Below are 26,424 nucleotides of genomic sequence, written 5' to 3' on the forward strand. Positions count from 1 at the left end.
GCGTTCTAGAAACATTTGGTTTTTTCGAGAAATTTTTTTCCTAAACTTGGTGCTTTCTGATTCTTTTTGTCTTGGTGTTTTTTAGGTTTTGCTTTTCTTAAGTAATTGTTATTTGTGTTTATTTGTTTTTGTTATTTAATATTTTATTGAGCTGTCATTGTTTATCGAATCAAGCCCGTTTTTTATCTGGCTTTTGCCTGGTTATTTACCTGCATGGTTACCAGAAAAGAGCCTGGCTGTCGTTTTTTTGTGCGTCGAAATGCGCTTGCTTGGCTCGTGGAGCGTGGGAAGGGCGGCCGAGCAAGGGGATAAAACCTTTGGGGCTCGGGCCGGGCTTGGCAGACGGCGCAAGGCTGCGGTATCTTGCCTGTGACTTTTGCGGCTCAGGGAGTGACTTTTTGACTAACTTGCGATTTCTTGCCGGTACAGACGCCCATCAGACATTGATGGAACAGGGATTAAAGCCTGAGTCTTTTACTCAACTATTGGCGGCGTCCGGTGGTCCCAAATGGCTGGGGATTGCCGGGCTCGACAAATACCTGTTTGGTGAGTTTTTCAAACAGAGGCAGACTCCGCTCTACACTCTTGGTGCTTCATCCGGCGCCTGGCGTTTGGCCTGTCTGGCTCAGGCAGATCCGCTGGCGGCTTATCAAAGGCTGGAACAACTCTACATAGGCCAGCGCTATGAAACCCGTCCGAGTCGGGAAGAGGTCAGCCGCCAGGTTCGCGGTATAGTCAGCGGGATTTTAGGCACAAGCGGCGCCGAAGAGATCCTCAAACAGCCGCATATTCGCAGCCATATAGTGGTATGCCGCGCCCGTCACTTGAACCGGGCCGGCAGCAAGTTGGCGCTGGCGGCAGGCTTGGGCGCTGCCGCGATGACCAACCTTGTCAGTCGCCGCACCTTGGGGTGGCACTTTGAGCGTCTGGTATTTGCCTCTGCCATAGAGGGTTCTCCCTTCGCTCAGCTTAAAGATCTCCCCGGAAATAGCGCCTTGCTCAGCAGTGACAATATCGAAGCCGTGTTGCTGGCCACAGGTTCTATTCCACTGCTGCTGTCACCGGTAACCGAAATCAGCGGTGTGACCAACGGGCACTTCTATGATGGCGGCATCACTGATTACCACTTCGACCTGCCGCTGTCACGGGCGCCGGGGTTGACCCTGTATCCGCATTTTTATCCCCATATGGCGCCGGGATGGTTCGATAAATCCTTGCCATGGCGTCGGGCCAAGCGCCGTTATCATAATGCTTTGGTGTTGGCACCCACAGAGGAGTTTGTCGCTTCGTTACCCTATGGCAAAATTCCAGATCGCAAGGACTTTGAAACCTTGGATAGCGCCAGTCGAATTCAATATTGGCGCCGCGCCGCCGATCTCAGTAACAGATTGGCTGATGAATTTGCCGAGGTATTTCTCGGCGGCAAAATAGCCCAAAGACTGGAGCTTCTATAAATACGCTTGCAACAAAACTCACTCAATACCTGTCTAATTCATTAGCAGACCTAAGGACTAGCCTAAATTGCCAATGGATGAAATTTCAGCAACTGCTAGACTTTAAAACGAATGTTGAACCTCAGGTTCGCTTTCGGTTGCTCACTCCCCGAGGGGAAGGAGGTTGCTATGCATACACAGGAAATGGCGTTACTGACCTATGATGCCTTGTTGTTGCCAGGTGGACGGCTTGAGATCAGGATCCTTGACCCCATTACCCTGAGCATGGTGGCCGATGTCCTGAAGGGGAAATATCCGCTGGCTTTCGGAATGCGTAACAGCGTTGCCATGCCGCCCAGTTTTCCCATTGCCACTCGCTGCGAGCTCATCGACTTCAATCAGCTGGAAGATGACTCGCTGAGTATCACCCTGGAAGGCAAGCAAAGGGTCAAAGTCCTGTCCGCCAAACAGGAAAAAGATGGCCGTTGGCTGGCAAAGGTAATGGATTGTCCCAACTGGGCCGAGGAGCCTATTCGGGGCGAGTTCACTCTTATCAGCGCGGCACTGGAGCAGTTTTATGAGGTCAACCCGGACTTGCGCGGGCTCTACTCCTCAGAAGTGCATCTGGATGATGCCGCCTGGGTGAGCCAGCGTTGGCTGGAGGTTTTGCCCTTATACAACAAGGACAAACAGCTGTTGTTGAATCAACCTGATTGCCACAAGACCATGGACTTTGTGCTCAAGTTGATTAAGTCCCATGTTCAGCAACAGCTTTGAGAGTACCTGCCTCGAATAATTTAAGGCAGATAGAGTAGAATGGCGGCCCTGAGTCGCCATTTTTTATTTTGCCGGAAGAGTTATGAGCCAAACAGACAGAGCCGCACAGCCCTCCTATGTAGTCTTGCCAAGGGATGTGACCGACAAAGCCACTGTATTGGCCTTTCTTATCGACCATTTCAGCCGCATCGATGCCGATGTCTGGCGTGAGCGGGTCGCAACCGGCAAGGTACACTGGCAAAATGGCGAGCCTATCCAGGCCGATACCCCTTATCGGCCTACCGCCAGGGTCTACTATTACCGTGAAGTCCCCAAAGAAACCCGGATCCCTTTTGAAGAGCGGATCCTGTTTCAGGACGAGCACAGTATTCTGGTATTCAAACCGCACTTTTTGCCTGTGACTCCCAGCGGTAACTATGTCAACGAGTGCCTGGTGCACAGGTTAAGGCGCCGCACCGGGATAGAAACCATAGCGCCGGCACACAGGCTGGACAGAGAAACGGCCGGAGTCATGCTGATGTCCACAGATCCCGAAACCCGGCATGCCTACCATGCGCTGTTCCGTGAAGGCCTGATACGCAAGGACTACCAGGCGCTGGCGCGGCTGACACCTGAGCTTCAGGCGGGATTGGCAACTGGTGAACTTAGCCTGCCGCTGCACTGGACAGTGAAAAATCGCCTCATCAAGGGCGAGCCCAGTTTTATCATGCGCTTGGCAGAGGGTGAGGCCAACAGTCACTCGGAAATCAGTCTCATCGCCGTTAATGGCGATATGGGGCTGTTCAGTCTAAGTCCAATTACCGGCAAGACTCACCAACTCAGGCTGCATATGCAGAGCCTCGGAATGCCACTGCTGAACGACAGGTTTTACCCTGAGTTGCAGCCTAGGAGCGAAGACAATTTCAATAAGCCCCTCAAGCTGATGGCTTGTCGCTTGCGCTTTATCGATCCCATCAGTGGCAAGCCGCAGGATTTAAGCGTAGCTGGTTTTGAGGCTGATTTGGCGCGCGCAACTGAGGCGTGATGAGCCGATAATCCAATGGGTTTGTGACCCAAGTGAGTTGTGGCTAAGGGCGTGTTCGCAAGCGCGAGAGACGGATTATCAGGTGAGCGCTGAAAGTTATCGAGTCTGGATTTTGGCTAAGCTGAAAAAGAAAAAGCTTTCCCGACAAAAAGAGGCGTGCGTGACGGGAAAGCGGGCAAAAAGTGTGGGCGGAGAAGTCACATTGTTCTTTGCCAAAGAGTTGCCCGGAGTGACTTGGGGAGATGCCCCGGGACGGTTGCACTGTTACTGTGACGTTTTACCTTCGGCGATTGCCTGATACTTGGCGGCAAAACGTAACAGATAGTCATCAATACCCGGGTCATCCCAGTCCAGATAGCCCCGGATAAAGCCGACTAAGTTGCCATTAGGGTCAAATACATAGGTTGCAGGCACCACGTTGGCCGGCATGATCTTCTCTATCTCTTTCTTGCTGTCTATCCAAGTGTTATCCAACTTAAGCTCATGCTTGGCCAGAAAGGGAGCCACCGCCGCCGGATCTTCATCTATAGATAGCGGCACAATCTGAATGTTACTGCCTTGCAATTTGTTGCGCAGCTTGGCCAGGGTTGGCATCTCTCTGATACAGGGTGGACACCAACTGGCCCAAAGATTCAGCAGTACTACACGGCCCTTGTATTCATCCAGGGTCTTGGGGTTACCCTGCAGATCGGCAAAGGTGACGTCCGCTACCTTTCTGGCATATTGCATTTCAACAAACCCACGCATAAACATAGGCTTGTTCGGTACAGGCTCACCGGTATGGTAGGCCTTTTGTTGCATGATCCCCCCTTGAGCCGACAGTGGCAGGGGTAACAACAGGGCAAGACAAAGAAGCAAGTAAGATCTCAAGATGGGTCCTCCTGATCATGGGTGGATTGAGTGTTATTGCGGCCGAAAAACAGCAGTACGCCGGGAAGCACTAATAGCAAGACGATAGGCCCCAACCACAACAATGCCGTGCCGGCATTCAGACTGGGTTGGTAACGGATCTGTTCGCCATAGCGTTCCACCATAAAGTCGAGGATCTGCTCCCGGCTCTTGCCCTGTTGCAACATCAGATAGATCTGCGCCTTGAGCTCGCTGGCAATGGCGGTTTCCGACTCAAACAGGTTTTGGTTGGTGGCCATAGGGCAGCGTAATTCCTTGGAAATATCTATGCTGAGGTGGGCGATATCCATATCGGTCGCCTGGGCTTCGACGCAAGTAAAGCTGAGCCATAATCCAAGTAGCATTAGCCTAATCATGTTGGAGTCTCCCTGAAGCGTTAAGGAAAGCGGCCTGAGGCTGTTGTTGGTATCTGCGTCTGAGAGCGGTTAAACCGCCGATAGCCATCAAGGCGCCGCCGAGCCAGATCCAACTCACCAATGGTTTGATGCTGAGGCGCACCAAAAATTCTTCATCACTCAGCTGAGTGCCCATGGAGACATAGAGATCACCAAAAGCACCTCTATGGATGGCGGCCTGGGACAGTGACATGCCATTGGTGTTGAATTCCTGCCGCTCCGGGTAGAGGTAAGTAAGCAGTTGCTCATCGCGCTCTACCCGTATTACCGCCTGTTCGCCGCGATAGGCTGGTTTGTCAATCAGGCGGGTCTGCTCATAGATAAAGGTATAGTCGCCCAGAATACTGCCCTTGCCCGGTCCCATTCGCAGCAGTGAATGCTGCTCGAAACAACTGACCCCGGTTGCGCCGATGATGCTGATGAGGAGTCCAAAGTGCGCCAATAGCATGGGAATATTCAATGGCTTGGAATTCTTTGAGGGTAATGGCAGCAGGTAAAGCAACAGTATCAAGGTCAAGAACAGCGTCATGCTGCCCCCCGCTAGCAACCAAGGATCCAAAGAACCCCGGAAATACAATACAACAGCCGTCAGTGCTAATGTGGCAAAGGCTAACATAAACAGATACTTATAATTAACCTTTGGCAAGGTGCTGAGCGCCATTGGCAGGAGCGCCAGCGCCAACATGGGCACAAACAGGCTATTGAAGTAGGGAGCGCCGACCGACAAGCTTCCCAGTCCAATGGCTTGATAAAAGAGTGGATACAGGGTACCCAACAGAGTGGTCAGAGCCATGGCTAGCAGGATCAGACTACCGAGCAATAATTGGCCGTCAGGGCTCAGCGGCGCCAATTTGCCCGCTCGCCAGTAGTGACGACACCTGAGACCAAACAGGGTGAATCCGGCGCCACCATAAAGTAGCAGTAACAGGAGTATGATGACTCCTCGCTCCGGATCGGCGGCAAAGGCATGCACCGACTGAATAATGCCGGAGCGCACAATAAAGGTGCCCAGCAGGCACAGGCTGAAACCCAGCAGTACCAGCGCCAGGGCTGACAGCTGTGCCAAAGGATTATGGTTTTTGAGTAACAGACAGTGCAGTGCCGCAGTGGTGACCAACCAGGGGATAAAGGCGGCATTTTCCACCGGATCCCAGAACCACCAACCGCCCCAGCCCAGTTCGTTATAGGCCCACCAGGACCCCAAGGCATTGCCCGCGGTAAGAAACACCCAAGTGAGCAACATATGACGCTTGAGTCTATCGAGACGGGGGGCCGTTAGTTTATCACTGACGAGTAGCGCCAGCGCGATACAAAAACAGATCCCAAGGCCGGCATAGCCGAGAAACAGCAAGGGGGGATGCAGGATAAGGCCTATGTCCTGCAGCATGGGGCTGAGATCGCGCCCTTCTATGGGCACTTCCGGCAGTAGGCGGGCAAAGGGATTGGCATACAGCAACATAAAGAAGATAAAGCCGCAGAGAATCGCCGAGCAGCTGCCATGCAGCATCAACAGATACCCCTTATCCTGCGAACGTCTCGGTAGTCCACAGTAGGCCCAGAGAGCCATTACTGTCATCCAAAACAGCAAAGACCCTTCATGACTACCCCATACCGCCGCCAGCTTGTAGAACAGCGGCAGAGCCGAGTTGGAATTGTTGGCGACATAAGCCACCGAAAAGTCGTTGAGAACAAATGCCAGCGCCAGTATGACGATAGCCCCGCTCAGCCCGAGGAATTGCCCCAGCAGCAAAGGTTGCAATGGCCAGTCTAATTGTGGCCAGCGATATTTGAGTAATGCCAATAAGGCACTGAACAAGGCGCAGCCGCCGCCTAGGATCAGCAGAAAGTGCCCCAGTTCGGGCAACATGGTGATGGTAAACATGGCTGCTCTCTTGTTATGTGGGAAATTCCCGGAAATAGATGGCCAGAGACTAGGAGGATTAATGCTTTGGCTCTGTGATCTGTCGCGCCTTTATTGCCGCCAGTTTGGTTGTGCGACATTTTTTAATTTTCAGCATCAAGATTGAGCTTTTTTGAGAAATAAAACGCTCAAAAAAAGAACTGAATAATCTTATCTTCAAATATTAAAGTCATTGTTTTAAAAGACAAATATAAGATGTTGCTTTCTTGATTTCTCAAGCGGGGGGGGGCTGTGCTCTAGCGCAGGTTTTTGCTGCCGCACATATGAAGAATGAGTCGCGACCGGTCAAGCCGGCAATAACAAGTTCGTTTGTGAAATAACCAACGACATATTCAGGAGTAGTATGATGAGACGATGGCAACAAAAGACAGCACTCAGTGTGTTGTTTTGCTTTTCTGCCGTCAGCGGCGCTACTGCGCTCGCGGCAGATAAACCAGGTCACGGCAATAAGCAGATGGGAGAGTCGGCACAGAAGGTGATCGCCAATCCCAACGGTATGGAAAAAGTCAATGGCGTGAAGACGCTGCAAGACTATATCGTTCAGGAAAAAGAGCTGTTTGATTACTTGTTCCAGAATCACCCTGTGTTCAAGTATCAGGAAGAAGGCCGCCTCATTGGTATGTACAAGGTCAGTGACCGCGGTGAAGAGTACATGGACCAAGGTAACGGCCAGAAGTACAGCAAACGTGTTGGCCGCCCTTCAGCGGTGCAATATCGTTTGGCTGCCAAGTCAATCCTCGACTTCCCCAACAAGTTTGTTGGTCCTGAGAAGTGCGGTGAGTGTCACGCGGTACAGTATGAGAAGTGGCAGCGTTCTCGTCACGCCAAGACCATACGTTTCCCAGGTGAACACCCGGAAGTGGACAACGATCTGAAGAAAAAGTTGTATGGTTCTGACGCTTCTATATTGCCGGACGGTGTGACGCCAGATGCGATCTACGCCACTGTAGGTACTCCTCGTACCAAGTACGGCTTTATCGACAGCTATCTGGTGCGTGGTTCCTACCATATTGAAGGCGGTCTGCTGAAAGATGGTACAGGTACCATGGTTGCCGGTGGTAACCAGTTCTCCCGTGGTTGGGCAGAATGGTTGACTCCGGAAATGGCCAAGAAGATCCAGAAGGTTATTCCTGACTTCCCAACCAAGATGGAAGACTTCGGTGCCAGTGGTTCTCACCAGTGGGGTATGACTTCCTACGGTGCCAAGTACAAGAAAGAGTTCTTGTTCCAGCCTGCCAGCTCCTACTGCGAAGTGTGTCATAGCTTCAAGTTTGACTTTAAGAACAAGCAGGAATACCTGGATGCCCTTGGCGATCCCAAGAAACTGCAAGAGCACACCATCAGCCGCGGTATCGCTTGTGAAGAGTGTCACGGCGCCGGTGGTCACCTGGATGGCGGTAACGGCGGCGGCATGCCTTCCAACTGTGAACGTTGTCACCAGCGGTTCAACTATGTTGACGAACTGGCCGAAACCGAGCAAGGCAAGGAAAAGCTGGAATATGCCTTCAACGTTAAGATGAAGTCTTCTTGCCCATCTTGTGGTACCGAAGGTTCACAGATGTTCATGTCTTCTCACTATGACAAGGGCATGCGTTGTTCTACCTGTCACGATCCACACGAAGTAACAGGTAACGACTGGAAATCCGGTTACACCAAGCCTGCAATCAAGAAAGACTGTGTTGACTGTCACCAGGTTCAGGCCGAAATGGCTGCCAACACCAGCACTCACGCCAAGAACAGCTGTACCAGCTGTCACATGCCTAACATGGGTAGCTGTGAAAACTTCACCGCGATTCAGTACCCAGATATGGCCGGCTTCGACGCAGTGCGTAAGTCTCACCTGTGGAAGATCGATGTCAGCCCAGATCGCAAGACGCTGAATCCTCCTGAAGGTCAACCTCGTAAGTCCACCACCAAAGGCTGGACTGTGGCTCAGGATGAGAATGGTCACGGCTATCTCGACCTGATGTGGACCTGTGCTCGTACCTCTATCTCTGACCATGACGTGGTTGAGCGTAAGGGTTGTCACAGCCAGTTCCAGTCTGAGCTGAGCAAGGGCCTGCACTTCAAGGATCAGAAAGAGATCTACGGTAAGGTCATGAAGTGGCAGACTCCTGTCAAAGACAGCCTGGCCAAGGTGGAAGATGCGCTCAAGCGAATCGATCGCAAAGTTGCCAAGAACAAGCTGTCTATCGAAGACAAGACACAAGTTCTGCTGCTGACCGACAAGGCTCGTGAAATTGTTGAATTCGTACGTAAAGACGGCTCATGGGGTGTTCACGCTCCTCGTTATGCCCGTAAGCGTATGGATGCAGCAACTACTTACGTGACTCAAGCTGAAGCCATTGCCGATGGCAAGGGCACCAAGACAGCTTCGCTGTAACGGGTAATCGTGGCTCCGGGCATCTGCCTGGAGCCATTCTTAGGGAGAATAAAGATGCAACTCCGATTCTCATTGAAACAGTCACTGAAATCGTCACTGCTGTTGCCATTGGCATTCCTGTTTGCCGCACCTGCAGTACAGGCCGGTGGCGGTGGAGATTTAGTACCGGCCCCCTACCATGAAGAGATCCTCAACCAGATCTCCATGCGCGAAGCCGAGATGTTACTCAATCAGCCAGGGGTGATTTTCTACGACGTCAACACTCTGGAAATATGGGGCGATGGCTTCATTCCCGGTGCCATTTACTTCAACGTCAATAACTGGAAGACATTGCTACCGGAAAACAAGGACACCACCATGGTGTTTTACTGTGCCAACCGTCTATGTACCTCCAGCAATGTGGCCGCCAGAGAGGTGATGAAACTGGGTTATACCGACGTCAGGCAGATGCCGGATGGTATCTATGGCTGGCGTATTTCCGGACGGCCGATAGAGCGTCCTTAATAACTGATTTACTGGGCATTGAATTTTTTATATTGCAGGATAAAAACATGAAATTACAAAAACTTGCCGCTACTATTTCTCTCTCTCTCTGTCTGAGTCTGCCCGCGTTGGCGGCCGACTTGAAAACAGAAACAGACAAGACTTCCTATGCCCTCGGTGCGTCCGTGGGTAACTATATTTCGGGCCAGGTTTATCAACAGCTGGAGCTGGGAGCCGAAGTCAATATGGAGCTGCTGATCACCGGCTTTACCGATGCCTTGAAAGATAAGCAGCAGCTGACAGATGAGCAGATCCTGGATCTACTGAATCAACGCGCCATCGTACTCAATGAAGAAAGAGAGGCCCGTTTCAATAAGTTGGCTGAGGACAACCTCAAGGCCGGTGAAACCTTCCTGGCCGAAAACAAGAAAAAGTCCGGCGTTAAAGTGACCGACAGTGGTCTGCAGTATGAAGTGCTGAGCATGGGCAAGGGTAAGAAGCCCAATCCCGAAGATGTGGTGACCGTCAACTATGTCGGTAAGTTGATTGATGGCACTGTGTTTGAAGATAGCAGCGCCAACAAGGCTGCCAGCCGTTTTGCCTTGATGACAGTGATCCCCGGCTGGGAAGAGGGGCTTAGACTGATGCCTGAAGGCTCCAAGTTCCGTTTTGTTATCCCCTCCAAGCTCGCCTATGGCGAGGAAGCCCCGGGAATTATCCCGCCTCAGGCCACTTTGATCTTTGAAGTTGAACTGGTCAAGGTTGAACAGCCGGGTAAAGACAACAAGCATCCTATGCCTGGTCACGGTTGACAGGAGGCGCTATGGCTAACCCGCTCTGGTTGGGACTTGCCCTGCTGAGTCTGGCGTTTATGACGCTGTTTGCCCTCTACCAGTGGCAAACCAGCCGGGGTGATAGAGTCGTGCCGGCTCTGTGGCACTGGAGTCTATTGCCGCTGCTGATCATAGGCCTGAGTCTCGGGACTTACTCCTATACCGGCCGTTATAACGATTGGCAGTTGGCCGAGGCCGATGACAGCATAGATTATCTGTTGGCTGCCGAAATTGTCCGGCTTCGGCGCGCTAGTGCCGAGGCGCCACAAGACACCAGCCTGATGCAACAGCTGGCGCAGGCCTATGTGCGCGGCGGCATGTATCTGGATGCGGTGGCCACCCTGAAGCAGCAGTTGCAACTTCAGGGCAAGAGCGCCGCCTTGTTGGGACAGTTGGCCGAAGCCGCCTATTACCGAGATCAGCGTCAGTGGCTGCCGGAATCCCAGGAATGGGTCGAGCAGGCTTTGGCGCTGGATAGTGCCGACCCCGGCACCCGGTTGCTGTTGGCCAACGATGCTTTTCTTAACCAAAGATATGCCGAGGCCATAGGCCACTGGCAGCTGTTGCTCGATAGCGACAATGAGCAGTTGGATCGTCAGGCGTTGCAATATGCTATTGCCAACGCCCGTAGCCGACTCGAATGATTTTTTTCAACCCTCGCCAATGGGTTGTCCCTGCAAGGCCCCGGCGAGGTGTTGATTCTAATGACTGGAGATAAAGATGAAAAAGACACTACTTGCCATCGCTATTCCACTTTTAATGCTGGGTTTGCCCGCTTGTAGTCCGGCCCAGAGTGATGATCAGCCCATTCGAGCTCAACACCTTCAGCAGCATGACAAATGCCATATGTGTGGCATGGTGATCACCAAATACCCTGGACCCAAAGGGCAATTGATGCTCAAAGACAGTAATGCCGTGCCCAAGTTCTGCTCCAGCCGTGACATGTTCAGTTTTGCGCTGCAACCGGAAAATCAGCGCCGGATCAAGGCGATGTTTGTCCATGACATGGGCACAACCGACTGGGAGCATCCCGATGACAGTGCCTTTATCGATGCTACCAAGGCTTGGTATGTCTATGGCACTAGCAAGAAGGGAGTGATGGGACCCGCTGTTGCCCCCTTCTCAACCAAAGAGGCGGCAGAAGCCTTTGCCGAGTCTTGGGGAGGCCGGGTGTTGACCTACAAGGATATTACCCTGGAGCTACTTGAAGGAAGTCACTAAGGGCTATGTTGAGGTTTTTACTGCTCCTTCTACTGCTCTCATTTGGCTGCTTTGGCAGCCAAAATCCATTGCAGGCACGCATAGATGCGCTGAATGAAGGTGAGGTGTTGACTCTGGCAGCCGGCGAATATCAGGGGCCTTTGGTCATCAGTAAAACCATTACTGTACTTGGTCGCCCGGGTACTGTGATTGATGGCGGCGGTAAGGGCAGTGCCGTGACTATCGCCGCCGCTGGGGTGCGTCTTGAAGGGCTTGAGATCCGTAATTGGGGCGCCGATCTTTATGAACATGATTCTGGGGTGCGTCTGCTGCCGGGTGCCGATGATGTCCAGCTCTTGAGGTTGGAACTACAAGGGCCTGGATTTGGTATTCATGGCGAAAAATTAAAACGGCCCAGAATTGAACACTGCAAGATCCTCGGCGATGACAAGCGTTACTTTCTCGATCGGGGCGATGGGATTTTTCTGGAATATGTAGAAGCCCCCGAGCTGCACTACAACAGCATTCATTCGGTTCGTGATGGCATTTATCTGGAAAATGTTGATGTCAGTCGCGCCAGCCACAACGAGTTCAGTCGCCAGCAATATGGCATTCATTATATGTATACCCGCCAAGATTGTGCTTGGAACAATAACGCCTGGAATCTATTGGGGGGATATGCGCTGATGAGCTCCAAGGCGATCACCCTGGAACACAATAAGGTTACTAATGCGGTCGATTTCGGCATCTTGCTCAATGTGACCAACAACAGCGAAGTGCACCACAATCTGGTGGCAACTATTCACAATCCCAAAGGGGATCCCGCCATAGCCAGTGAAGGTAAGGGGCTATTTATATACGGTGCTGCCGACAATCGTATCAGCCATAACCGCTTCAGCGACAGTGATACCGGCATCAGTGTCGCTCTGGGGGGAGAGGGCAACAGCCTGTGGCGTAACAGCATAGAAAACAATCTTACTCAGGTGCGTTATGTCGGCGATAAGGCACAGGAGTGGAGTTATCAAGGTCAAGGTAATTATTGGAGCAGCTATCAAGGTTGGGACTTGGATGCCAATGGCCTTGGCGATAGCCCTTATCAGCCCAATGATGCGTTGGATCGTTTGTTTTGGCTCTATCCAGAGGCCAGATTATTGATGGACAGCCCTGTGGTGCTCTTATTGCGTTGGTTACAGCGCCAGTTGTCGTTGGGGGAAGATATCGGCATTCGCGACAGTTTCCCTTTGTTGCAACCACCGCTGATCTCTACTGTGACAACCGGGGCGGTGGGCTCGCGCCATCTGCTAGAGGAGACATACTATGCTCAGCATTGATTGTCAGCAATTGGCTTTTATCCGCGAGGATAGACAGGTACTGGAAAATATCACCTTTCAACTGCCGCAGGGAAAAATGTTGGCCCTGGCCGGGCACAATGGTGCGGGCAAGTCGACTCTGATCAAGCTCTTGCTGGGACTGTTACCGCCGGCCGCTGGCGAGCTGACTATTTTGGGTAAGGCGGCCGGTGAAAGCCGCATGCAAGTGGGATATCTACCCGAGAACGTCAGCTTCTACGACAACATGCCCCTGGGTGAACTATTGAGTTACTTTGCCAAGTTGAAGGGGGTTGCTCAGCCCAGAGTCAGGGCATTAATGGCCGAATTTGAGCTGGAAGATATCGCCCAGCGTAAACTGAGGCATTGCTCCAAGGGGCAAAGACAGCGGCTTGGGTTAGCGCAGGCGCTACTCAGCCGCCCCGGATTGTTGTTGCTCGATGAACCGACAGTGGGTCTGGACCCTTCTGCCTCGGCACTGATGTATGCTCAATTGGCGGCGCTGAAGCAGCAAGGCTGCGCCATAGTGGTGTGTACTCACGAGTTGGCTTTGGTCGAGCCGCATCTGGATCTGGCATTACTCCTGTCCAAAGGGCGTATTCAGGCTCTGGGGGATTTAGCAGGCTTGCGTCGTCAGTCGAGCTTACCACAGGAGGTGTGGTTACCATCTGGGTTGGATCTCAGTCGCGATCCCGTGTTGGGTCCAGTATTTACGCAAGGGAAGTTGCGGATTGACAGCGCTGACGTGGCCGAGGTCGTGGCTATTTTAACCCAAAAGTACCATTGTTTTGATTTCCAACTGCACAAGGCGTCTCTTGGAGAGTTGTTTCATCATTTTATGGCATCGGATCTCGGGCAGCCGGTTTCGACTGGTTCGCGCAACAAACTCGGGGAGGCCGCGTGATGGAGCTTGTGACTCAAGGAGAACCCTTGCAAGTGCAGTCCAATAATCCTGTTTGGGTCGTTACCGTCAAGGAGTTTAAAGACTGCGTACGCAGTCGCTGGTTGCTGACGGCTTGTTGTTTGTTTGCCTTGTTGGCGACAGCGGTTATTTTCGGCAGCGGCGCAATCGGGGGCGAGTTTCGTTGGCAGCCATTGCCGCAACTGGTGAATTCCCTGTTGACCCTGACGGTTTTTTTGATGCCCCTGTTGGCCTTGCTGTTGAGTTACGATGCTTTTGTCGGTGAGGATGAAGCCGGGACTTTACTGTTGATGTTGACCTATCCCATGCTTCGTGGGCAATGGCTCACGGGTAAGCTGCTGGGGCAGGGGGGAGCCTTGCTGGTGGCGCTGCTGATAGGCTTTGGTCTGCCTTTGTGTCTGCTGGCCATATTGGAACCTGCCTACCGAACGCTGGAGTTACCGGCCACTCTGACTATTCTGGTGACAAGCGCCTGGTTACTCGGTTTGGTGTTTATATTGTTGGGATATTGGGTCAGTCTCTGGGCCCGACAGAAGGCTCAGGCGCTGGCAATCTTGATGCTGTTCTGGCTGGTGTTGGTATTGCTTTACGATCTGGCGCTATTGGTAATCGCTGTGGTGGCGGTCGACAGTCTGGGTCAAGAGAGTTTGCAATGGCTGATGTTGTTGAACCCGGCAACGGTATTTCGCTTACTCAATCAAAGTTTTCTGGGAATGGCGACCGCCGGAGTACCACAATGGCCTTGGTTGCTGGGCATTTTGTTCTCTTGGCTGTTGCTTTTGTATCTAGGTTGTCGTTTCTGTTTCAACAAACGACAACTCTAGCTTAATGCTTGATTGCGTATGACTTTATTAAAGGTTTTATCGAATAGAAACAAATTGTTAAATGGTATGGTTATCACATTATGCCGCTTACTATCAGGGTACACTCCAAAATCATACTCGGTCCACGTCAAGGGGGGCCGATCAAACTTCTTGGAGTGATTTTCTGGAGTGACAATGCAGCAGCTGACTCCCTATTTGGTGTTGGATGCCAAGGCCAAACACCTACTGGATCAACGTGACGGTTCAGAAATAGTTCTGTCTTTTTCTGAGGCTCAGGTATTGTCACACCTGTTGTCAGCCCCGGGAAATGTGTTCGGCAAAGATGAATTGTTGGCCGTTGGCTGGCCCGAGCGAGTGGTGGCGCTGACCTCACTGACTCAATGCATCAGTATTCTCAGGAAAAAACTGGAACCCTATCCCGAAATTCAGCTCAAGACGGTTGCCCGCCGCGGCTACCAGCTGAATATCTCCGAGCAGTCTCATGTGCATATGCTGGCCATATCCGATGGCGAGGCCATCCGTAATGCTTTGGTGAGCGTGTCTCTGAAAATTAAAATCCTGGGGATTTTATTGTTGTTGGGACTGGTGGGCTTTTTCTGGTATTTCAGTGATTATCACGAAATGGTCAAACATGTCAGCCAATGGCATGCCGACAAGCAGTTGCCCTTGAATGTGGGCGGTACGCTGGCCTCGGCGCAACTGTTTTATCATGATGGTGCCGAGAAGTTACATCCCTCTATGTGGCAAAAGCACCTGACGCCAGAAGGCAACGTGATCCAGGGATTGAAGCATTTCAGTGCTTATGCGGCTACCGATGGACGCAATTACTCTTTTGCTGTTTGTCCCAGCGCCGATGAAGCCGGTTGTGACGGCGATGGCATTATCAATATCACCACCATAGATCCCAACCCAGCCGGGTTGAATATGAAGGAGTTTTTACCTCTCAGCCGAGTGATGGAGCGGCGGATCCGTTATAACCGCATTATCATCCCCGCGGCCGTTGATGATGCCGAAGTCATTGAACACAACTACCATGCCGACATCTATTTCCCGGTTGCCGGGGAGCTCTTGGTGCGCACCGATCTCAGCCTGTCATTGGTGTATGAAGGTAAAGATTCCGGCCGCTTCTACTCCTCCGCCTGTGTGACAGATCAGGACTGCATCACCACCCCGATAAAGTATCAACTGCGGGGCCATTTTCAGCAGTACAGTACCGAGATTTCCGACAATCAGGTCGACGTATTTCAAGTCAAAGTGACCCAGAAAGAGCTGACCAAACCTAACAATGTCAGTGACTCGGCGATGCACTTCTATCGCGAGATCCGCAAAGACGATATCCGCGATGAGGTGATCTACTACTACCGGATCCATCAGGATCACAAGACTGCCGTTTGGATAGTGCCACAGATGGGTAACCTGCTGGCCTGGACCACCTACAGCGAAGTGAAACTCTGAGCCGTTGACGGTTCGGTTATTTCACTACCATGACTGGGCATTTGGCCTTGTTGATAACCTCTTCGGCGACACTGGGCCGCAACCAATGGGCCAGCGCCGTGCGCTGATGACAGCCGATAACTATCATGCCCACATCGGCGCTTTCGGCTTCTTCGAGGATGTGCCCCGTGGCACTGCCGCGGCGGATCACTACCTCGAGTTGCTGTTCTGGATGCAACTGCTGCAAAAGTGCATGGATTTTCTCCGAGGCTAAATATTAATCCACAAAGAGTTAGTTGAATAGCTAATTCATTGTGGGCATTAGCTGGTTAGAAATTTTGTTCTACTTTGATGAATAATAATTGCGAAAATACTAGGTTTGTAGTGCACAACTCCGATAACAACTTACTATCGATTTAACCACGGCGTCTTTTGGCATTGATCTTTTAGTAGAGATAAAAAGCCAGTGACTCGCGCCGACCTCTCATGCGCAGCAGAAGTCACTAGGGCAACAATATCGGCGTTTGGAAGCTCGTAATCAGGTAACAGCCGCACTAATTTACCACTATCAATCTGTGACTGAATGTCCCATTCGGATCGCATGATGATCCCCAAGCCTTGTAACGCCCAGTCTTTAATCACTCTACCCTCATTACTTGCAAGAGAAGGGCGAATACGAATACTTTCTATGGCCCCTGTCACTGCATGAGTAAAGCTCCACAGCGTGACATCTTCATTATTTTCTCTCAAGGCAATACATTGATGCTTCTTAAGATCTTGCGGAGTCTTAGGCTGTCCATGACGAGATAGATACTCCGGCGAAGCGCAAACAAAGCGTTTGTTTGGGGCCAAGCTCACCATCTTAAGGCTGGAATCCGCTAAGTGGCCAATGTAGATGATAATGTCCCATTTATGATGGTTTGCCCAGTTTGGGTTGTCTGACAATTCTAGCTCCACCTCTAGGCGCGGATGAGCTTGTTTATACTCACCTAATAAAGGGGCTATCACATCGTTGCCAAAGCCAAGGGGCGCCAAAACTTGTAGACGACCACTGACATCCCCTCTGCTTTCATTGAGCTTATCGATGAGTTCATCCAAGTCCTCAAGGATCGAAATACCGGTATCGACTAAGACGCGCCCTTCTTCTGTTAGGCTAACCACACGCGAAGGTCGTTGAAGTAACTTAAGTGATAGCTTCTTTTCGATATGTTGAATACGCTGAGTGACTGATGGAGGCGTTATATTGAGTGCACGAGCCGCATCTGCCAATGTTCTATGGTTAGACACTACCACAAGAAATCGAATATCTTCTGTCGTCAACATTAACTTTCAACCTAATCTATAAGTAGATTTTTGTTAATATAATTCAACTTTCTCCTATCTCATAATCATTTCATCGACATTGAACTGCAATTTGCGAGCTTAGGTAAATGAAATGATTAAACATACAGAACACCCTGATTTAGAAAAGCAATACAATGCCATCGGCACACCATTTCTCTACCTGGACAAACAAAAGTTTTTAAACAATCTCGCGCAAATGCGCAGTCATATGTCGAAACTGGGCGCGCCACTAAGACCCCACTTTAAAACGGTAAAGTCGTTAGATGCGCTTCCTTACTTAATTGACTCTCTAGAGGATCCAATCACTGTATCTACCCTTGAGGAAGCAGAACAGCTTGCTAATTATGGTTGTAAAAACATTCTCTATGCAGTTGGCATATCACAAGAAAAGCTATCACGAGTCGAGCTATTACTGAAACGTGGCATTAGCATTGTGGTGTTACTTGATAGCATGGAACAAGTCGATTTCGTTAACACCTACTGTCAGGAACATGAGTGTGTCATTAGCTGTCTTATAGAGATTGATTGTGACGGACACCGAGGTGGCGTCAGTGCAGATTCCGAAGCCTTGATTGCTATGGCTAAGAGCTTAGATAAAGGTTTTGCCGATTTTAAAGGTGTGATGCTCCACGCAGGTGAATCTTACCACTGTTCGTCTCAAGAAGCGCTAAACCAATCAGCCAGTAATGAAGTAGCGACTGCACTACTTGCAGCGAAACGCCTCGAATTAGTGGGGATTCACTGCGAAATAGTCAGCATAGGGTCTACCCCAACGGCATGTTCATACACAAACACAAGTGGAATTACAGAGGTCAGAGCTGGTGTCTATTCGTTGTTTGATTTAGTGATGCATCAGCTTGGAGTATGTACCTTAAACGATATCGCAATCTCAGTAGTAAGTAGTGTTATTGGACACAACAAATCAAGGGGACAAATATTTGTTGATGCTGGTTGGATGGCTCTTTCTTTAGATAAAGGCCATGACGAACAATGTTATGGCGTGGTTCTCCAACCGAATGGTCAAGAGAGTCAAATACTGAAAGTCGTGCAGGTAAATCAAGAGCACGGCATACTCGAAGCGGCTTCTGGAAGCGAGATCGACTTCGAATGTTTTCCCATTGGTTCTCGAGTTCACATAGTCCCAAATCATGCATGCTCTACAAGCGCAATGCACAGTCAATACCATGTCTTTGACTTGGTCGAGGGGCAAATTGAACAATGGCAACGTATCTCAGGGTGGTAAACATGCTTTATTTAGATGAAAAAACAACCGCAGCGTTAATTACTCACGAACTGGCATACAAAGCAGTCAAAGCGGCATTTTCCGCAGTACAAGAGCAGCACTCATCAATATTTCCGGTCGTTAACGCATCTGGCCAGATAGAAGGTTCAATATTTTCACTCAAATCGGCACGCACAGATCAATTGCTTGGTTGGAAAATGGGAAGTTATTGGCCTTACAATAACCAAGTTGGGCTACCAAACCATGGTACTCATATTTTTCTTCTCTCACCTGATACGGGAGAAATGAAAGCCATTTTGTCAGCAAGTTTGGTTAATGCCTACCGAACCGCTGCAGCTGATGCCATCGCAGTTGATCTATTGGCGAGACAAGATTCAACGGTACTCGCGTTATTTGGCACGGGTCATCAAGCTAAATATGAAGCGCTTGCCATTTCAAAAGTTAGGAACCTATCTAAAGTCATGATTGTTGGTAGAAATCAGACTAGTGCTAACCAACTGGCGCAAGAGCTAAGCGATGAAGGTTTAACAACTGATATCAAGACTGCTCAAGAAGCCTGTGAAAGCGCAGATATTATTGTCACCGTCACGGCGTCTACAGCTCCTCTATTTGAATCGTCGTGGGTGAAGTCTGGAACTCATATTTCTGCAATGGGAGCAGATAAAATAGGAAAACAGGAACTGCCGCCATCGCTATTTGAGAATGCCATCCTCTACTGTGATTATTTACCTCAGTCCAAAACAATTGGTGAGTTCCAGCATGCACCAGATAAAGAGATATATCAGATCTGCGACAAGCTTCAATTAAAAGAAAGGAACGAAAACGACATTACTATTTTTGATAGCTCAGGAATTGCCTATCAAGATCTTTATATTGCTAAAATAATTTTAGATAAATACCTATCCAAGGAAGATGGCCATGAATAACGTTAGCTTTTTAAAAATAAACGGTAACACCATCGATGACATTATTGACCTTACAGTGGGAGAGTTTCAAAAGCATCTTATTGCTAATAACGCAGAATGGCTTGCAGAGGCGAGTTTTAACGACGATAGTGTCAGCTACGGCATTTATTTAGACGATAAGCCAGCAGGGCTCATCTCTCTTATCGATCCAAGACTACTCGATAAGTTCGATGATCACTTTCAAAAGGACCATTTGTACGTGTGGCGTGTCATGATTGACCATCGTTTTCAAGGAAAGGGATTGGGGAGTCACGCGATTAACTTCAGTAAGCGATACGCTTCCATTGTTGGTTTAAAAGGCGTGTCGCTAACCACAATGGATAAAGAGGAAGGGAATGCTCTCTATATTTACCAAAAGCTTGGGTTTACACCAACGGGCAGAAGACTTGATGATGAAATTGAATTAATTTTTAGCTTAGATATTTGATTGAATAAATGGGCTAGACGGTTCAGTGTAGTACTCATGATTTAATTTGTGGTAAAAGTTAAGTGGCTGTTTAAATTTAGGTTTTCAAATTATTGATGAATTGATTCATAAAGTTGAGGTTTTAATTTGTCAATCTGGAGAGCTAATGAAGAATATACTGAGATATATTATTTTCTATTGTCACCCCAAACCACTGCCTATGGCGGTGGTGATTGTCTTAAATTCGGGGTAAAGATCAATTTATATAAAAAAAGACCTAAATGAATAGATCTTTTTATATGCTACCAACCACAAGTAATAACATTCTGGGCTTTATGCTTAACGGGAAACTGCCTCATTAGCAGCCGCGGCAGAATGCCTTAGTCCACCAGGCCGTATTGTTCCTTGAGTACCCGGATGATTTCTGCCTTGGGATTATCCGAGAGAGTGATCTTGGCTCCGGTGACTTTCTCGGCAATACCTGTGTAGGTACGCGAGACATTCATCATGGCCTCCAGTGGCAGGTCGTTGTCGCGGGCCAGGGCTTCACGTTCCGGCATTCTGTCCTTGTTCAACAGGATATCCGGATCCGGGAAGTGGTTGAGCAGGAACTGACGGAAGCCTTCTTTGGAGTTCTCGAGGATCTTACCGTCACGGTAGGCGCTACCATCCCAAATACGTGAAGAGTCCGGGGTTCCCACTTCATCCATATAGATAAGCTTGGATTGGCCTTGTTTGTCAGTGACATAGCCAAATTCGAACTTGGTATCGACAAAGATCTGATCTTGCTGTGCCAATGCCTCGGAAATGACTTCGAATCCCTGCTTGAGCAGTTTTTCGTACAGATCGATATCTTCAGGCTTTTCAAAGCCGAAGGCCTCGAAGTTGGCCTCGATATCTGCGCGGCTGATGTTGACATCATCCTGCTCCGGCACCCCGGGGATCCCCTTGAGTATGCCCTTGGTTGATGGGGTGATCAGTAACTCGGGCAACTGCTGATCCTTTTGCAATCCTTCCGGCAGTGTGATGCCGCAAAATACCCGCTCACCCTTTTGATAGGCGCGCCACATGGATCCGGTAATATAGCGGCGAATAATGGCCTCCACCTTTATCGGGCGAGCCTTTTGCACTATCCACACAAAAGGATGGGGAATGTCGAGAATATGGCTATCGGCCAACCCCTTTTCCTTGAACAGGCTGAACCAGTGATTGGAGATGGCGTTGAGCGCCGCCCCCTTGCCCGGGATCCCTTTGAGATCTTCTTCGCCGTGGAAGATGCAATCGAAGGCGGAGATACGATCCGAGATCACCATGATCGCCAGCGGAGTATCGGCGGGCACATCATAGCCCTTTTCGCGGATCAATCTGGCGCTGTCGGCCTCGGTCAACCAGTAGACACTGCGCACTTTTCCGCTGTGAACCGGTTTGTCGGTGCGGATAGGCAGATCATTGTTTACGGCTAGAACGGAATCAGCAAGACTCATGACGAGTATTCCTCTGGGTGTAGGGTTTAAGGCTAAGTCCGGCAGGCGGGGTTATTGTTATCTGCCTGTTTCCGGGATAATGCGAGCCGACGGCGGGGCAGCAGCAAGCAGCAAAAAAGGCTGTGCTTGAGAGGTAGAGCCGCTGTGGAGTCATACCAGTATGAGATGCCGCCGACAAAAGATGGGCTATTTTACCTCAGTCGCAACCTTTTGCCACGGGGAGGCTTTGTTTACTGGGGCAAAACTCTGTTCGCGATAGAGACTAATGAGGCTGCACCCCGGGAGCTTGGGCGCTGATTCGGCATCCATGTTTCAGCCACCTTATTTGCGCCAACGGCTTTCGGCTACACCGAGGGGAATTGGTGCAATTCTGCAATCATAGCGTTGCTTGAAATTGCTTATATACCCACAGACATACACCTATTTCCCAGGCACAGGTGGAACTGTGACCTTCTGAGCCAGGGATGTACTCGCAGCGAGTCACAGGATCGCCTGTGCATAAGCCTGCGGCAGGCAATGAGAAACATCCGTCGCCGGAGGCCCTGCCAATACTAATTAGTAACTTTTAGCTGGAAGCTATGATAGCCGCTGTTCCAGCGGCCTAAAGTCGTGGTGTTCCACACCACACCGGGCAAGGGGCTTTGCTTGTCCAAAGCCCCTTGCATCCCCAAGGACACCCCGACGTAGCCGAAATCCCCGCTGGCTTATGAAGCAAATTGGCTACACTCAGGACTCGCCTCCTTGCTCGACCTTCGAGCCTCGACATCCCTGTCTCGGCTACGCCAATTTGCAACAACGCCAGCGGCGGCTCCGAAGGGGAAATTGGTGCAATTCTTCCCACACAGAGTTGTTTTGAGCTGCAGACATACGCCTATTTTCCAGGCATAGGCGGGACTGTGACCGTCGAAAACAGGGATGTTTTCGTCGAGGCTACAGGGACGTATTCACGCCGTGTCACAGGATCACCTGTGCGAAAAGCGCACCGCAGGTGATGGGCTGCATCATGGTTCAGAAGCTCGGCCAATACTAACTTAGATACTTTTAGCTGGAAGCTATGATAGCCGCTGTGCCAGCGGCCTAAAGTCGTGGAGCAAATGCATCCATGCACAAGGGCCAGTTCGCCATCCCTGGCTCTCGCTCGTAGCCAGTAGCTACGCGACACTCGCCGCCCCACACCCGAGAAAAGGGGGCTGTATCGACTAGCCCCCTTTCCAAACCCCCAGCGACCCGCGACGCAGCGGAAAACCCCTTGTGCTTATGATGTCAATTCGCTATCGCGCCAGACGCTCAGAGTCACATTCATGTGACTCTTACCCAGCTCAACATCCTGTTTCGCGCTCGTTAGCTCGTCGCTAGGCGACACTCGCCCCTGATTGATTCGACAGAGCTGCGTCAGCATCTGCCGGACAGGAGTCCCAATGCCGTGAAGGGCAGGACGCCCGTGAACGGCCATGCCTCGCTACGCGATTGTCATCAACGCCCTGCGGCCGCTTCGAGCGGGAATCGGTGCATTCTGTGAGAATGGAGTAGCTTGAAATATCTGAAGAGTTTGCAGACATGCGCCTATTTTCCAGGCACAGGCGGAACTGTGACCGTCGAAAACAGGGATGTTTTCGTCGAGGCTACAGGGACGTATTCACGCCGTGTCACAGGATCGCCTGTGCGAAAAGCGCACCGCAGGTGATGGGCTGCATTGAGGTTGGAAGCCCAGCCAATACTAATTAGCGACTTTTAGCTGGAAGCTATGATAGCCGCTGTGCCAGCAGCGTAAAGTCGTGGAGCAAATGCCTCCATGCACAAGGGCCAGTTCGCCATCCCTGGCTCTCGCTCGAAAGCATGTCGCTACGCGACACTCGCCAAACCACACCGGGCAAGGGGCTTTGCTTGTCCAAAGCCCCTTGCATCCCCAAGGACACCCCGACGTAGCCGAAATCCCCGCTGGCTTATGAAGCAAATTGGCTACACTCAGGACTCGCATCCTTGCTCGACCTTCGAGCCTCGACATCCCTGTCTCGGCTACGCCAATTTGCAACAACGCCAGCGGCGGCTCCGAAGGGGGAATTGGTGCAATTCTTCCCACACAGAGTTGTTTTGAGCTGCAGATGTACGCCTAATTCCAGGCACAGGCGGAACTGTGACCGTCGAAAACAGGGATGTTTTCGTCGAGGCTACAGGGAAATGGAATGGACCCATCCCCTTTTAACCGGCCTCGCAATGGGCCACGATGAAGTTGTTGAAAGTCATCTGGAAAGAGGATGGGTCCACTATGAAGATTACAACCATCGGTTTGGATATCGCAAAGTTGGTGTTCCACGCTGTTGCGGTCAACAAAGCAGGTAAGCTGGTGCGCAAGAAAATGCTTAAACGAAAAGAAGTACTCGGTTTTTTCGCTAAGTTGGAACCTTGCCTGGTCGCGATTGAAGCCTGTGGTGGCGCTCACTATTGGAACAGGGAAATTACTGCCCTTGGTCATCAGGTTAAGTTGATCCCTCCTCAATATGTCATTCCCTATCGGCAGGGAAATAAAAATGACTACAACGATGCCCTTGCCATAGCGGAGGCGGCTCAGCGACCAAACATGCGCTTCGTGCCCGCCAAATCTATCGAACAACAAGATGTGCAGATGTTGCACAGGGTTCGTGAGCGACTCACACAGCAAACCACCGCCTTGGTGAATCAGGTTCGAGGCATGTTGGCCGAATATGGCATCGTGCTGGCAAAGGGAAAAACGGCCTTTCGCAGTCAATTGCCCGACATTTTGGAAGACGGTGAGAATGCACTCACAGCCAAAGGTCGAGCGATTTTCCATGGACTGTATAATGAGTTTGTCGAACTTGAGAACAGGCTGAAAGGGTGTGAAAAGCAGGTATTGCAGGAAAATGCTGATAATCCTATCTGCCAACGATTAGGCACCGTCTTGGGGGTTGGTCCTGTCACTGCGACGGCATTTTATGCCGCTGTTGGGGAGGGGAAGGCATTTCACAATGGCCGCCATTTTTCAGCTTGGTGCGGTCTGGTACCCAGGCAGCACAGCAGTGGCGGCAAGGATAATCTGCTGGGGATCAGTAAGCGAGGCAATGCCTATCTACGAACCTTGTTCATTCATGGTGCCAGGTCCATTTTGCGTCACTGCGAGCACAAAACCGATAAGCTCAGCCTGTGGGCGAAGGCCCTCGTGGAGCGTCGAGGCTTTAATCGCGCCTGCGTTGCAGTAGCCAACAAGCTTGCCAGAATTGCCTGGGTCATAGCGGCCAAAGAAGAAACGTATCGGCCGGCGACATGAAGCTTATAAATCAGGTTGTGAAGTAAGATAATGCAAACCTATCACCAAGTTGCGGTGACAATTGATTTGATGATGAGACAGTCAGACTGTTCTACTTAAAACCTGTTGAATCCATAGGCTCATCGTGAAGCCGCAGGGATGATGAGGAAAGTAGAAGCACATATCCATCAGGGCCAGAGATTTAACTCAGTAACAGGCCGAATATATGGGTGCAATGAACTCTTCTCAAATTGAAATCAAATGTCTTGCAAACGGGATGGGTCCATATATGTATTCACAACAACTTCCCTGTTTAACGGCCAGCTCGCCATCCCTGGCTCTCGCTCGTAAGCATGTCGCTACGCGACTCTCGCCATGTCACAGGATCGCCTGTGCGAAAGGCCGTTCTCGGACGTCCTGTCCTTCACGGCATTCGGGCTTCCTGCCCATCCGCACCGCAGGTGATGGGCTGCATCGAGTCCTGAAGCTATATTAGCCTCAGTGGCAGGGCTCGCTATGCAGCGGACAATCTCTTGTGTTTATAAGGCAATAGCGGTTTGGCAATAAGCCCCGCTATTGCCAAACCCTTCCTCAGTCGCGTGTCTGACCTGTGCCATTGACCAGGAATTTCTCCGTGGTCAATGACTCCAGTCCCATGGGGCCGTAGGCATGGAGCTTGGTGGTGGCGATACCGATTTCGGCTCCGAGCCCCAGCTCGCTACCGTCGCTGAAGCGTGATGAGGCGTTGACCATCACCACAGAGGCATCGACCCCTTGCTGAAACTGTTGCGCCGCTTGTTGGCTTTCGGTGCAGATCACCTCGGTATGGTGGCTGCCGAAGCGGGCGATATGCTCCATGGCATCCGCCAGTGAGTCGACCTGGCGCACGGCGATTTCCAAGCTCAGGTATTCCTGGCCGAACTCCTCTTCCGTCAGCACAGTGGCCTGGTCGAAGAAGGGCGCCGCCTTCTTATCGGCATTGATCTTTACCCCCTTGTCGGCCAAGGCCTGAGCGGCGATGGGCAGCCAGACTTTGGCGATATCCTTGTGTACCAACAGGCCCTCCAGGGCATTACAGACGCCGGTGCGTTGGGTCTTGCCGTTGAGCAGCAGGTTGAGCGCCTTTTCCACATCGGCATCTCTGTCGACATAGAGGTGACAAACGCCTTTAAAGTGCTGGATAACCGGGATTTTAGAGTTGTCGCTGACAAAGTTGATCAGGCCTTCGCCGCCTCTTGGGATCACTAGGTCGATATAGTCGCGCTGTTGCAACAGTTCCAGCATCAGGGCGCGGTCGGGATCTGGCACCACGGATACCAGCGCGGTTGGTAGTTTGAACTCCTGTAGCACTTTGTGCAGCACTTTGGCTATCGCCAGGCTGGAGTTGAGCGCCTCTTTACCGCCGCGCAGTATTACCGCGTTGCCCGATTTGAAACACAGCGCTGCGGCATCCGCGGTCACATTGGGGCGCGCCTCATAGATCATACAGACCACCCCGAGCGGCACTCTGAGTTTGCTTATCTGAATACCGTTGGGACGGCGGCCCAGCTCGCGGCGCTGACCCACGGGATCGTCCAGCTTGACTATGGTGTCTATGCCGCTGGCCATGGCGGCGATCCGCTCTGGCGTCAGGGTCAGCCGGTCGAGCATGGCTTCGCTGAGACCTGCGCTGCGGGCCGCTAGGAGATCTTCCTCATTGGCCTTGAGAATATTGTCATTTTCAGCGAGAAGCGCTTGGGCCATCGCCTTCAGCACCTGATTTTTGGTTTGGGTATCTATGAGTGCCAGCTCCCTGGCCGCCTTGGCCGCTGAGCTTGCCAGTGTGGTTATCAGACTCATTTAGGTCCTCCTTTG

General features: G+C 51.0%; 23 protein-coding genes. 16 read left to right on the forward strand and 7 right to left on the reverse strand.

Annotated elements, in window-relative coordinates:
• Window positions 1-398 precede the first annotated feature (398 nt).
• The 3 genes from K5621_RS02605 (at window position 399) to K5621_RS02615 (ending at window position 3,234) form a co-directional block, all read left to right on the forward strand.
• A complete protein-coding gene (locus tag K5621_RS02605) occupies window positions 399-1,454 on the forward strand; it encodes an alpha/beta hydrolase (RefSeq protein ID WP_221050357.1) in 1,056 nt (351 codons plus the stop codon).
• 168 nt (window positions 1,455-1,622) lie between these two features.
• Window positions 1,623-2,210: an LON peptidase substrate-binding domain-containing protein gene (locus tag K5621_RS02610; RefSeq protein ID WP_100143023.1), complete on the forward strand. Its 588-nt coding sequence runs from the start codon at window positions 1,623-1,625 to the stop codon at window positions 2,208-2,210.
• Between the two features lie 82 nt (window positions 2,211-2,292).
• Window positions 2,293-3,234: a pseudouridine synthase gene (locus K5621_RS02615; RefSeq protein WP_221050358.1), complete on the forward strand. Its 942-nt coding sequence runs from the start codon at window positions 2,293-2,295 to the stop codon at window positions 3,232-3,234.
• A gap of 264 nt (window positions 3,235-3,498) precedes the next feature.
• On the opposite strand, the gene K5621_RS02620 is transcribed toward K5621_RS02615, so the two are convergent.
• The 3 genes from K5621_RS02620 to K5621_RS02630 are packed head-to-tail and all read right to left on the reverse strand — an operon-like array spanning window position 3,499 to window position 6,420.
• Entirely contained in the window at window positions 3,499-4,104 is a 606-nt protein-coding gene (locus tag K5621_RS02620) for a TlpA family protein disulfide reductase (protein ID WP_229671847.1), read from the reverse strand.
• Complete coding sequence (locus tag K5621_RS02625; RefSeq protein ID WP_100143026.1) at window positions 4,101-4,499, reverse strand: cytochrome c-type biogenesis protein; 399 nt, start codon at window positions 4,497-4,499, stop codon at window positions 4,101-4,103. Before K5621_RS02625 ends, K5621_RS02620 begins: the two co-directional genes overlap by 4 nt.
• Entirely contained in the window at window positions 4,492-6,420 is a 1,929-nt protein-coding gene (locus K5621_RS02630; RefSeq protein ID WP_100143027.1) for a heme lyase CcmF/NrfE family subunit, read from the reverse strand. Before K5621_RS02630 ends, K5621_RS02625 begins: the two co-directional genes overlap by 8 nt.
• 385 nt (window positions 6,421-6,805) lie before the next feature.
• Here K5621_RS02630 and K5621_RS02635 point away from each other — a divergent pair, with 385 nt between their 5' ends.
• The 9 genes from K5621_RS02635 to K5621_RS02675 all read left to right on the forward strand — a co-directional run bounded on the left by K5621_RS02635 (window position 6,806) and on the right by K5621_RS02675 (window position 15,887).
• Window positions 6,806-8,842, forward strand: a complete 2,037-nt coding sequence (locus K5621_RS02635; protein ID WP_100143028.1) for a multiheme c-type cytochrome — start codon at window positions 6,806-6,808, stop codon at window positions 8,840-8,842.
• 54 nt (window positions 8,843-8,896) lie between these two features.
• The gene (locus K5621_RS02640) at window positions 8,897-9,346 is read left to right on the forward strand and encodes a rhodanese-like domain-containing protein (protein ID WP_100143029.1); all 450 of its coding nucleotides are present in this window, start codon (window positions 8,897-8,899) and stop codon (window positions 9,344-9,346) included.
• 47 nt (window positions 9,347-9,393) lie between these two features.
• Window positions 9,394-10,137, forward strand: coding sequence for an FKBP-type peptidyl-prolyl cis-trans isomerase (locus K5621_RS02645; protein ID WP_100143030.1), 744 nt, complete (start codon window positions 9,394-9,396; stop codon window positions 10,135-10,137).
• An 11-nt stretch (window positions 10,138-10,148) separates the two neighbouring features.
• Complete coding sequence (locus K5621_RS02650) at window positions 10,149-10,802, forward strand: nitrite reductase (RefSeq protein ID WP_100143031.1); 654 nt, start codon at window positions 10,149-10,151, stop codon at window positions 10,800-10,802.
• Between the two features lie 76 nt (window positions 10,803-10,878).
• Window positions 10,879-11,379 (forward strand): nitrous oxide reductase accessory protein NosL, encoded by a 501-nt coding sequence (locus K5621_RS02655; RefSeq protein ID WP_100143032.1) that lies wholly within the window; start codon window positions 10,879-10,881, stop codon window positions 11,377-11,379.
• A gap of 5 nt (window positions 11,380-11,384) precedes the next feature.
• Complete coding sequence (nosD, locus tag K5621_RS02660; protein WP_100143033.1) at window positions 11,385-12,689, forward strand: nitrous oxide reductase family maturation protein NosD; 1,305 nt, start codon at window positions 11,385-11,387, stop codon at window positions 12,687-12,689.
• Window positions 12,676-13,590: an ATP-binding cassette domain-containing protein gene (locus K5621_RS02665; protein ID WP_100143034.1), complete on the forward strand. Its 915-nt coding sequence runs from the start codon at window positions 12,676-12,678 to the stop codon at window positions 13,588-13,590. Before nosD ends, K5621_RS02665 begins: the two co-directional genes overlap by 14 nt.
• Window positions 13,590-14,432 (forward strand): ABC transporter permease, encoded by an 843-nt coding sequence (locus tag K5621_RS02670; protein ID WP_245003164.1) that lies wholly within the window; start codon window positions 13,590-13,592, stop codon window positions 14,430-14,432. Before K5621_RS02665 ends, K5621_RS02670 begins: the two co-directional genes overlap by 1 nt.
• Before the next feature lie 174 nt (window positions 14,433-14,606).
• The gene (locus tag K5621_RS02675) at window positions 14,607-15,887 is read left to right on the forward strand and encodes a winged helix-turn-helix domain-containing protein (protein ID WP_221050360.1); all 1,281 of its coding nucleotides are present in this window, start codon (window positions 14,607-14,609) and stop codon (window positions 15,885-15,887) included.
• A gap of 16 nt (window positions 15,888-15,903) precedes the next feature.
• Here the strand turns inward: K5621_RS02675 and K5621_RS02680 are convergent, their stop codons facing one another.
• Window positions 15,904-16,113 (reverse strand): universal stress protein, encoded by a 210-nt coding sequence (locus tag K5621_RS02680; RefSeq protein WP_221050361.1) that lies wholly within the window; start codon window positions 16,111-16,113, stop codon window positions 15,904-15,906.
• A 161-nt stretch (window positions 16,114-16,274) separates the two neighbouring features.
• The gene (locus tag K5621_RS02685) at window positions 16,275-17,189 is read right to left on the reverse strand and encodes a LysR family transcriptional regulator (protein ID WP_028779624.1); all 915 of its coding nucleotides are present in this window, start codon (window positions 17,187-17,189) and stop codon (window positions 16,275-16,277) included.
• Window positions 17,190-17,301: 112 nt separating this feature from the next.
• Between K5621_RS02685 and K5621_RS02690 the strand changes: the two genes are divergently transcribed.
• The 3 genes from K5621_RS02690 to K5621_RS02700 are packed head-to-tail and all read left to right on the forward strand — an operon-like array spanning window position 17,302 to window position 19,845.
• On the forward strand, window positions 17,302-18,453 hold the full coding sequence (locus K5621_RS02690; RefSeq protein ID WP_028779625.1) for an alanine racemase: 1,152 nt from the start codon (window positions 17,302-17,304) through the stop codon (window positions 18,451-18,453).
• Window positions 18,454-18,455: 2 nt separating this feature from the next.
• Window positions 18,456-19,379 (forward strand): ornithine cyclodeaminase family protein, encoded by a 924-nt coding sequence (locus K5621_RS02695; RefSeq protein WP_028779626.1) that lies wholly within the window; start codon window positions 18,456-18,458, stop codon window positions 19,377-19,379.
• A complete protein-coding gene (locus K5621_RS02700; RefSeq protein WP_028779627.1) occupies window positions 19,372-19,845 on the forward strand; it encodes a GNAT family N-acetyltransferase in 474 nt (157 codons plus the stop codon). Before K5621_RS02695 ends, K5621_RS02700 begins: the two co-directional genes overlap by 8 nt.
• Window positions 19,846-20,204: 359 nt before the next feature.
• Here the strand turns inward: K5621_RS02700 and K5621_RS02705 are convergent, their stop codons facing one another.
• Window positions 20,205-21,308 (reverse strand): phosphoribosylaminoimidazolesuccinocarboxamide synthase, encoded by a 1,104-nt coding sequence (locus tag K5621_RS02705; protein ID WP_025009300.1) that lies wholly within the window; start codon window positions 21,306-21,308, stop codon window positions 20,205-20,207.
• Between the two features lie 2,266 nt (window positions 21,309-23,574).
• On the opposite strand from K5621_RS02705, the gene K5621_RS02710 reads away from it, so the two are divergent.
• On the forward strand, window positions 23,575-24,591 hold the full coding sequence (locus tag K5621_RS02710; RefSeq protein ID WP_039034405.1) for an IS110 family RNA-guided transposase: 1,017 nt from the start codon (window positions 23,575-23,577) through the stop codon (window positions 24,589-24,591).
• Between the two features lie 570 nt (window positions 24,592-25,161).
• Here K5621_RS02710 and K5621_RS02715 read toward each other — a convergent pair.
• Window positions 25,162-26,409, reverse strand: a complete 1,248-nt coding sequence (locus K5621_RS02715) for a glutamate-5-semialdehyde dehydrogenase (protein WP_100143040.1) — start codon at window positions 26,407-26,409, stop codon at window positions 25,162-25,164.
• Window positions 26,410-26,424: the final 15 nt, after the last annotated feature.

This window comes from Shewanella carassii, from assembly GCF_019670705.1.
Taxonomy (GTDB): domain Bacteria; phylum Pseudomonadota; class Gammaproteobacteria; order Enterobacterales; family Shewanellaceae; genus Shewanella; species Shewanella carassii.

Coding starts and splice junctions, on each gene's coding strand:
- K5621_RS02670 (WP_245003164.1), top strand. CDS start 13,590: ATGGAGCTTGTGACTCAAGGAGAACCCTTGCAAGTGCAGTCCAATAAT.
- K5621_RS02650 (WP_100143031.1), top strand. CDS start 10,149: ATGGCTAACCCGCTCTGGTTGGGACTTGCCCTGCTGAGTCTGGCGTTT.
- K5621_RS02695 (WP_028779626.1), top strand. CDS start 18,456: ATGCTTTATTTAGATGAAAAAACAACCGCAGCGTTAATTACTCACGAA.
- K5621_RS02715 (WP_100143040.1), bottom strand. CDS start 26,409: ATGAGTCTGATAACCACACTGGCAAGCTCAGCGGCCAAGGCGGCCAGG.
- K5621_RS02635 (WP_100143028.1), top strand. CDS start 6,806: ATGAGACGATGGCAACAAAAGACAGCACTCAGTGTGTTGTTTTGCTTT.
- K5621_RS02640 (WP_100143029.1), top strand. CDS start 8,897: ATGCAACTCCGATTCTCATTGAAACAGTCACTGAAATCGTCACTGCTG.
- nosD (WP_100143033.1), top strand. CDS start 11,385: ATGTTGAGGTTTTTACTGCTCCTTCTACTGCTCTCATTTGGCTGCTTT.
- K5621_RS02610 (WP_100143023.1), top strand. CDS start 1,623: ATGCATACACAGGAAATGGCGTTACTGACCTATGATGCCTTGTTGTTG.
- K5621_RS02700 (WP_028779627.1), top strand. CDS start 19,372: ATGAATAACGTTAGCTTTTTAAAAATAAACGGTAACACCATCGATGAC.
- K5621_RS02690 (WP_028779625.1), top strand. CDS start 17,302: ATGATTAAACATACAGAACACCCTGATTTAGAAAAGCAATACAATGCC.
- K5621_RS02615 (WP_221050358.1), top strand. CDS start 2,293: ATGAGCCAAACAGACAGAGCCGCACAGCCCTCCTATGTAGTCTTGCCA.
- K5621_RS02645 (WP_100143030.1), top strand. CDS start 9,394: ATGAAATTACAAAAACTTGCCGCTACTATTTCTCTCTCTCTCTGTCTG.
- K5621_RS02625 (WP_100143026.1), bottom strand. CDS start 4,499: ATGATTAGGCTAATGCTACTTGGATTATGGCTCAGCTTTACTTGCGTC.
- K5621_RS02665 (WP_100143034.1), top strand. CDS start 12,676: ATGCTCAGCATTGATTGTCAGCAATTGGCTTTTATCCGCGAGGATAGA.
- K5621_RS02655 (WP_100143032.1), top strand. CDS start 10,879: ATGAAAAAGACACTACTTGCCATCGCTATTCCACTTTTAATGCTGGGT.
- K5621_RS02710 (WP_039034405.1), top strand. CDS start 23,575: ATGAAGATTACAACCATCGGTTTGGATATCGCAAAGTTGGTGTTCCAC.
- K5621_RS02685 (WP_028779624.1), bottom strand. CDS start 17,189: ATGTTGACGACAGAAGATATTCGATTTCTTGTGGTAGTGTCTAACCAT.
- K5621_RS02630 (WP_100143027.1), bottom strand. CDS start 6,420: ATGTTTACCATCACCATGTTGCCCGAACTGGGGCACTTTCTGCTGATC.
- K5621_RS02705 (WP_025009300.1), bottom strand. CDS start 21,308: ATGAGTCTTGCTGATTCCGTTCTAGCCGTAAACAATGATCTGCCTATC.
- K5621_RS02675 (WP_221050360.1), top strand. CDS start 14,607: ATGCAGCAGCTGACTCCCTATTTGGTGTTGGATGCCAAGGCCAAACAC.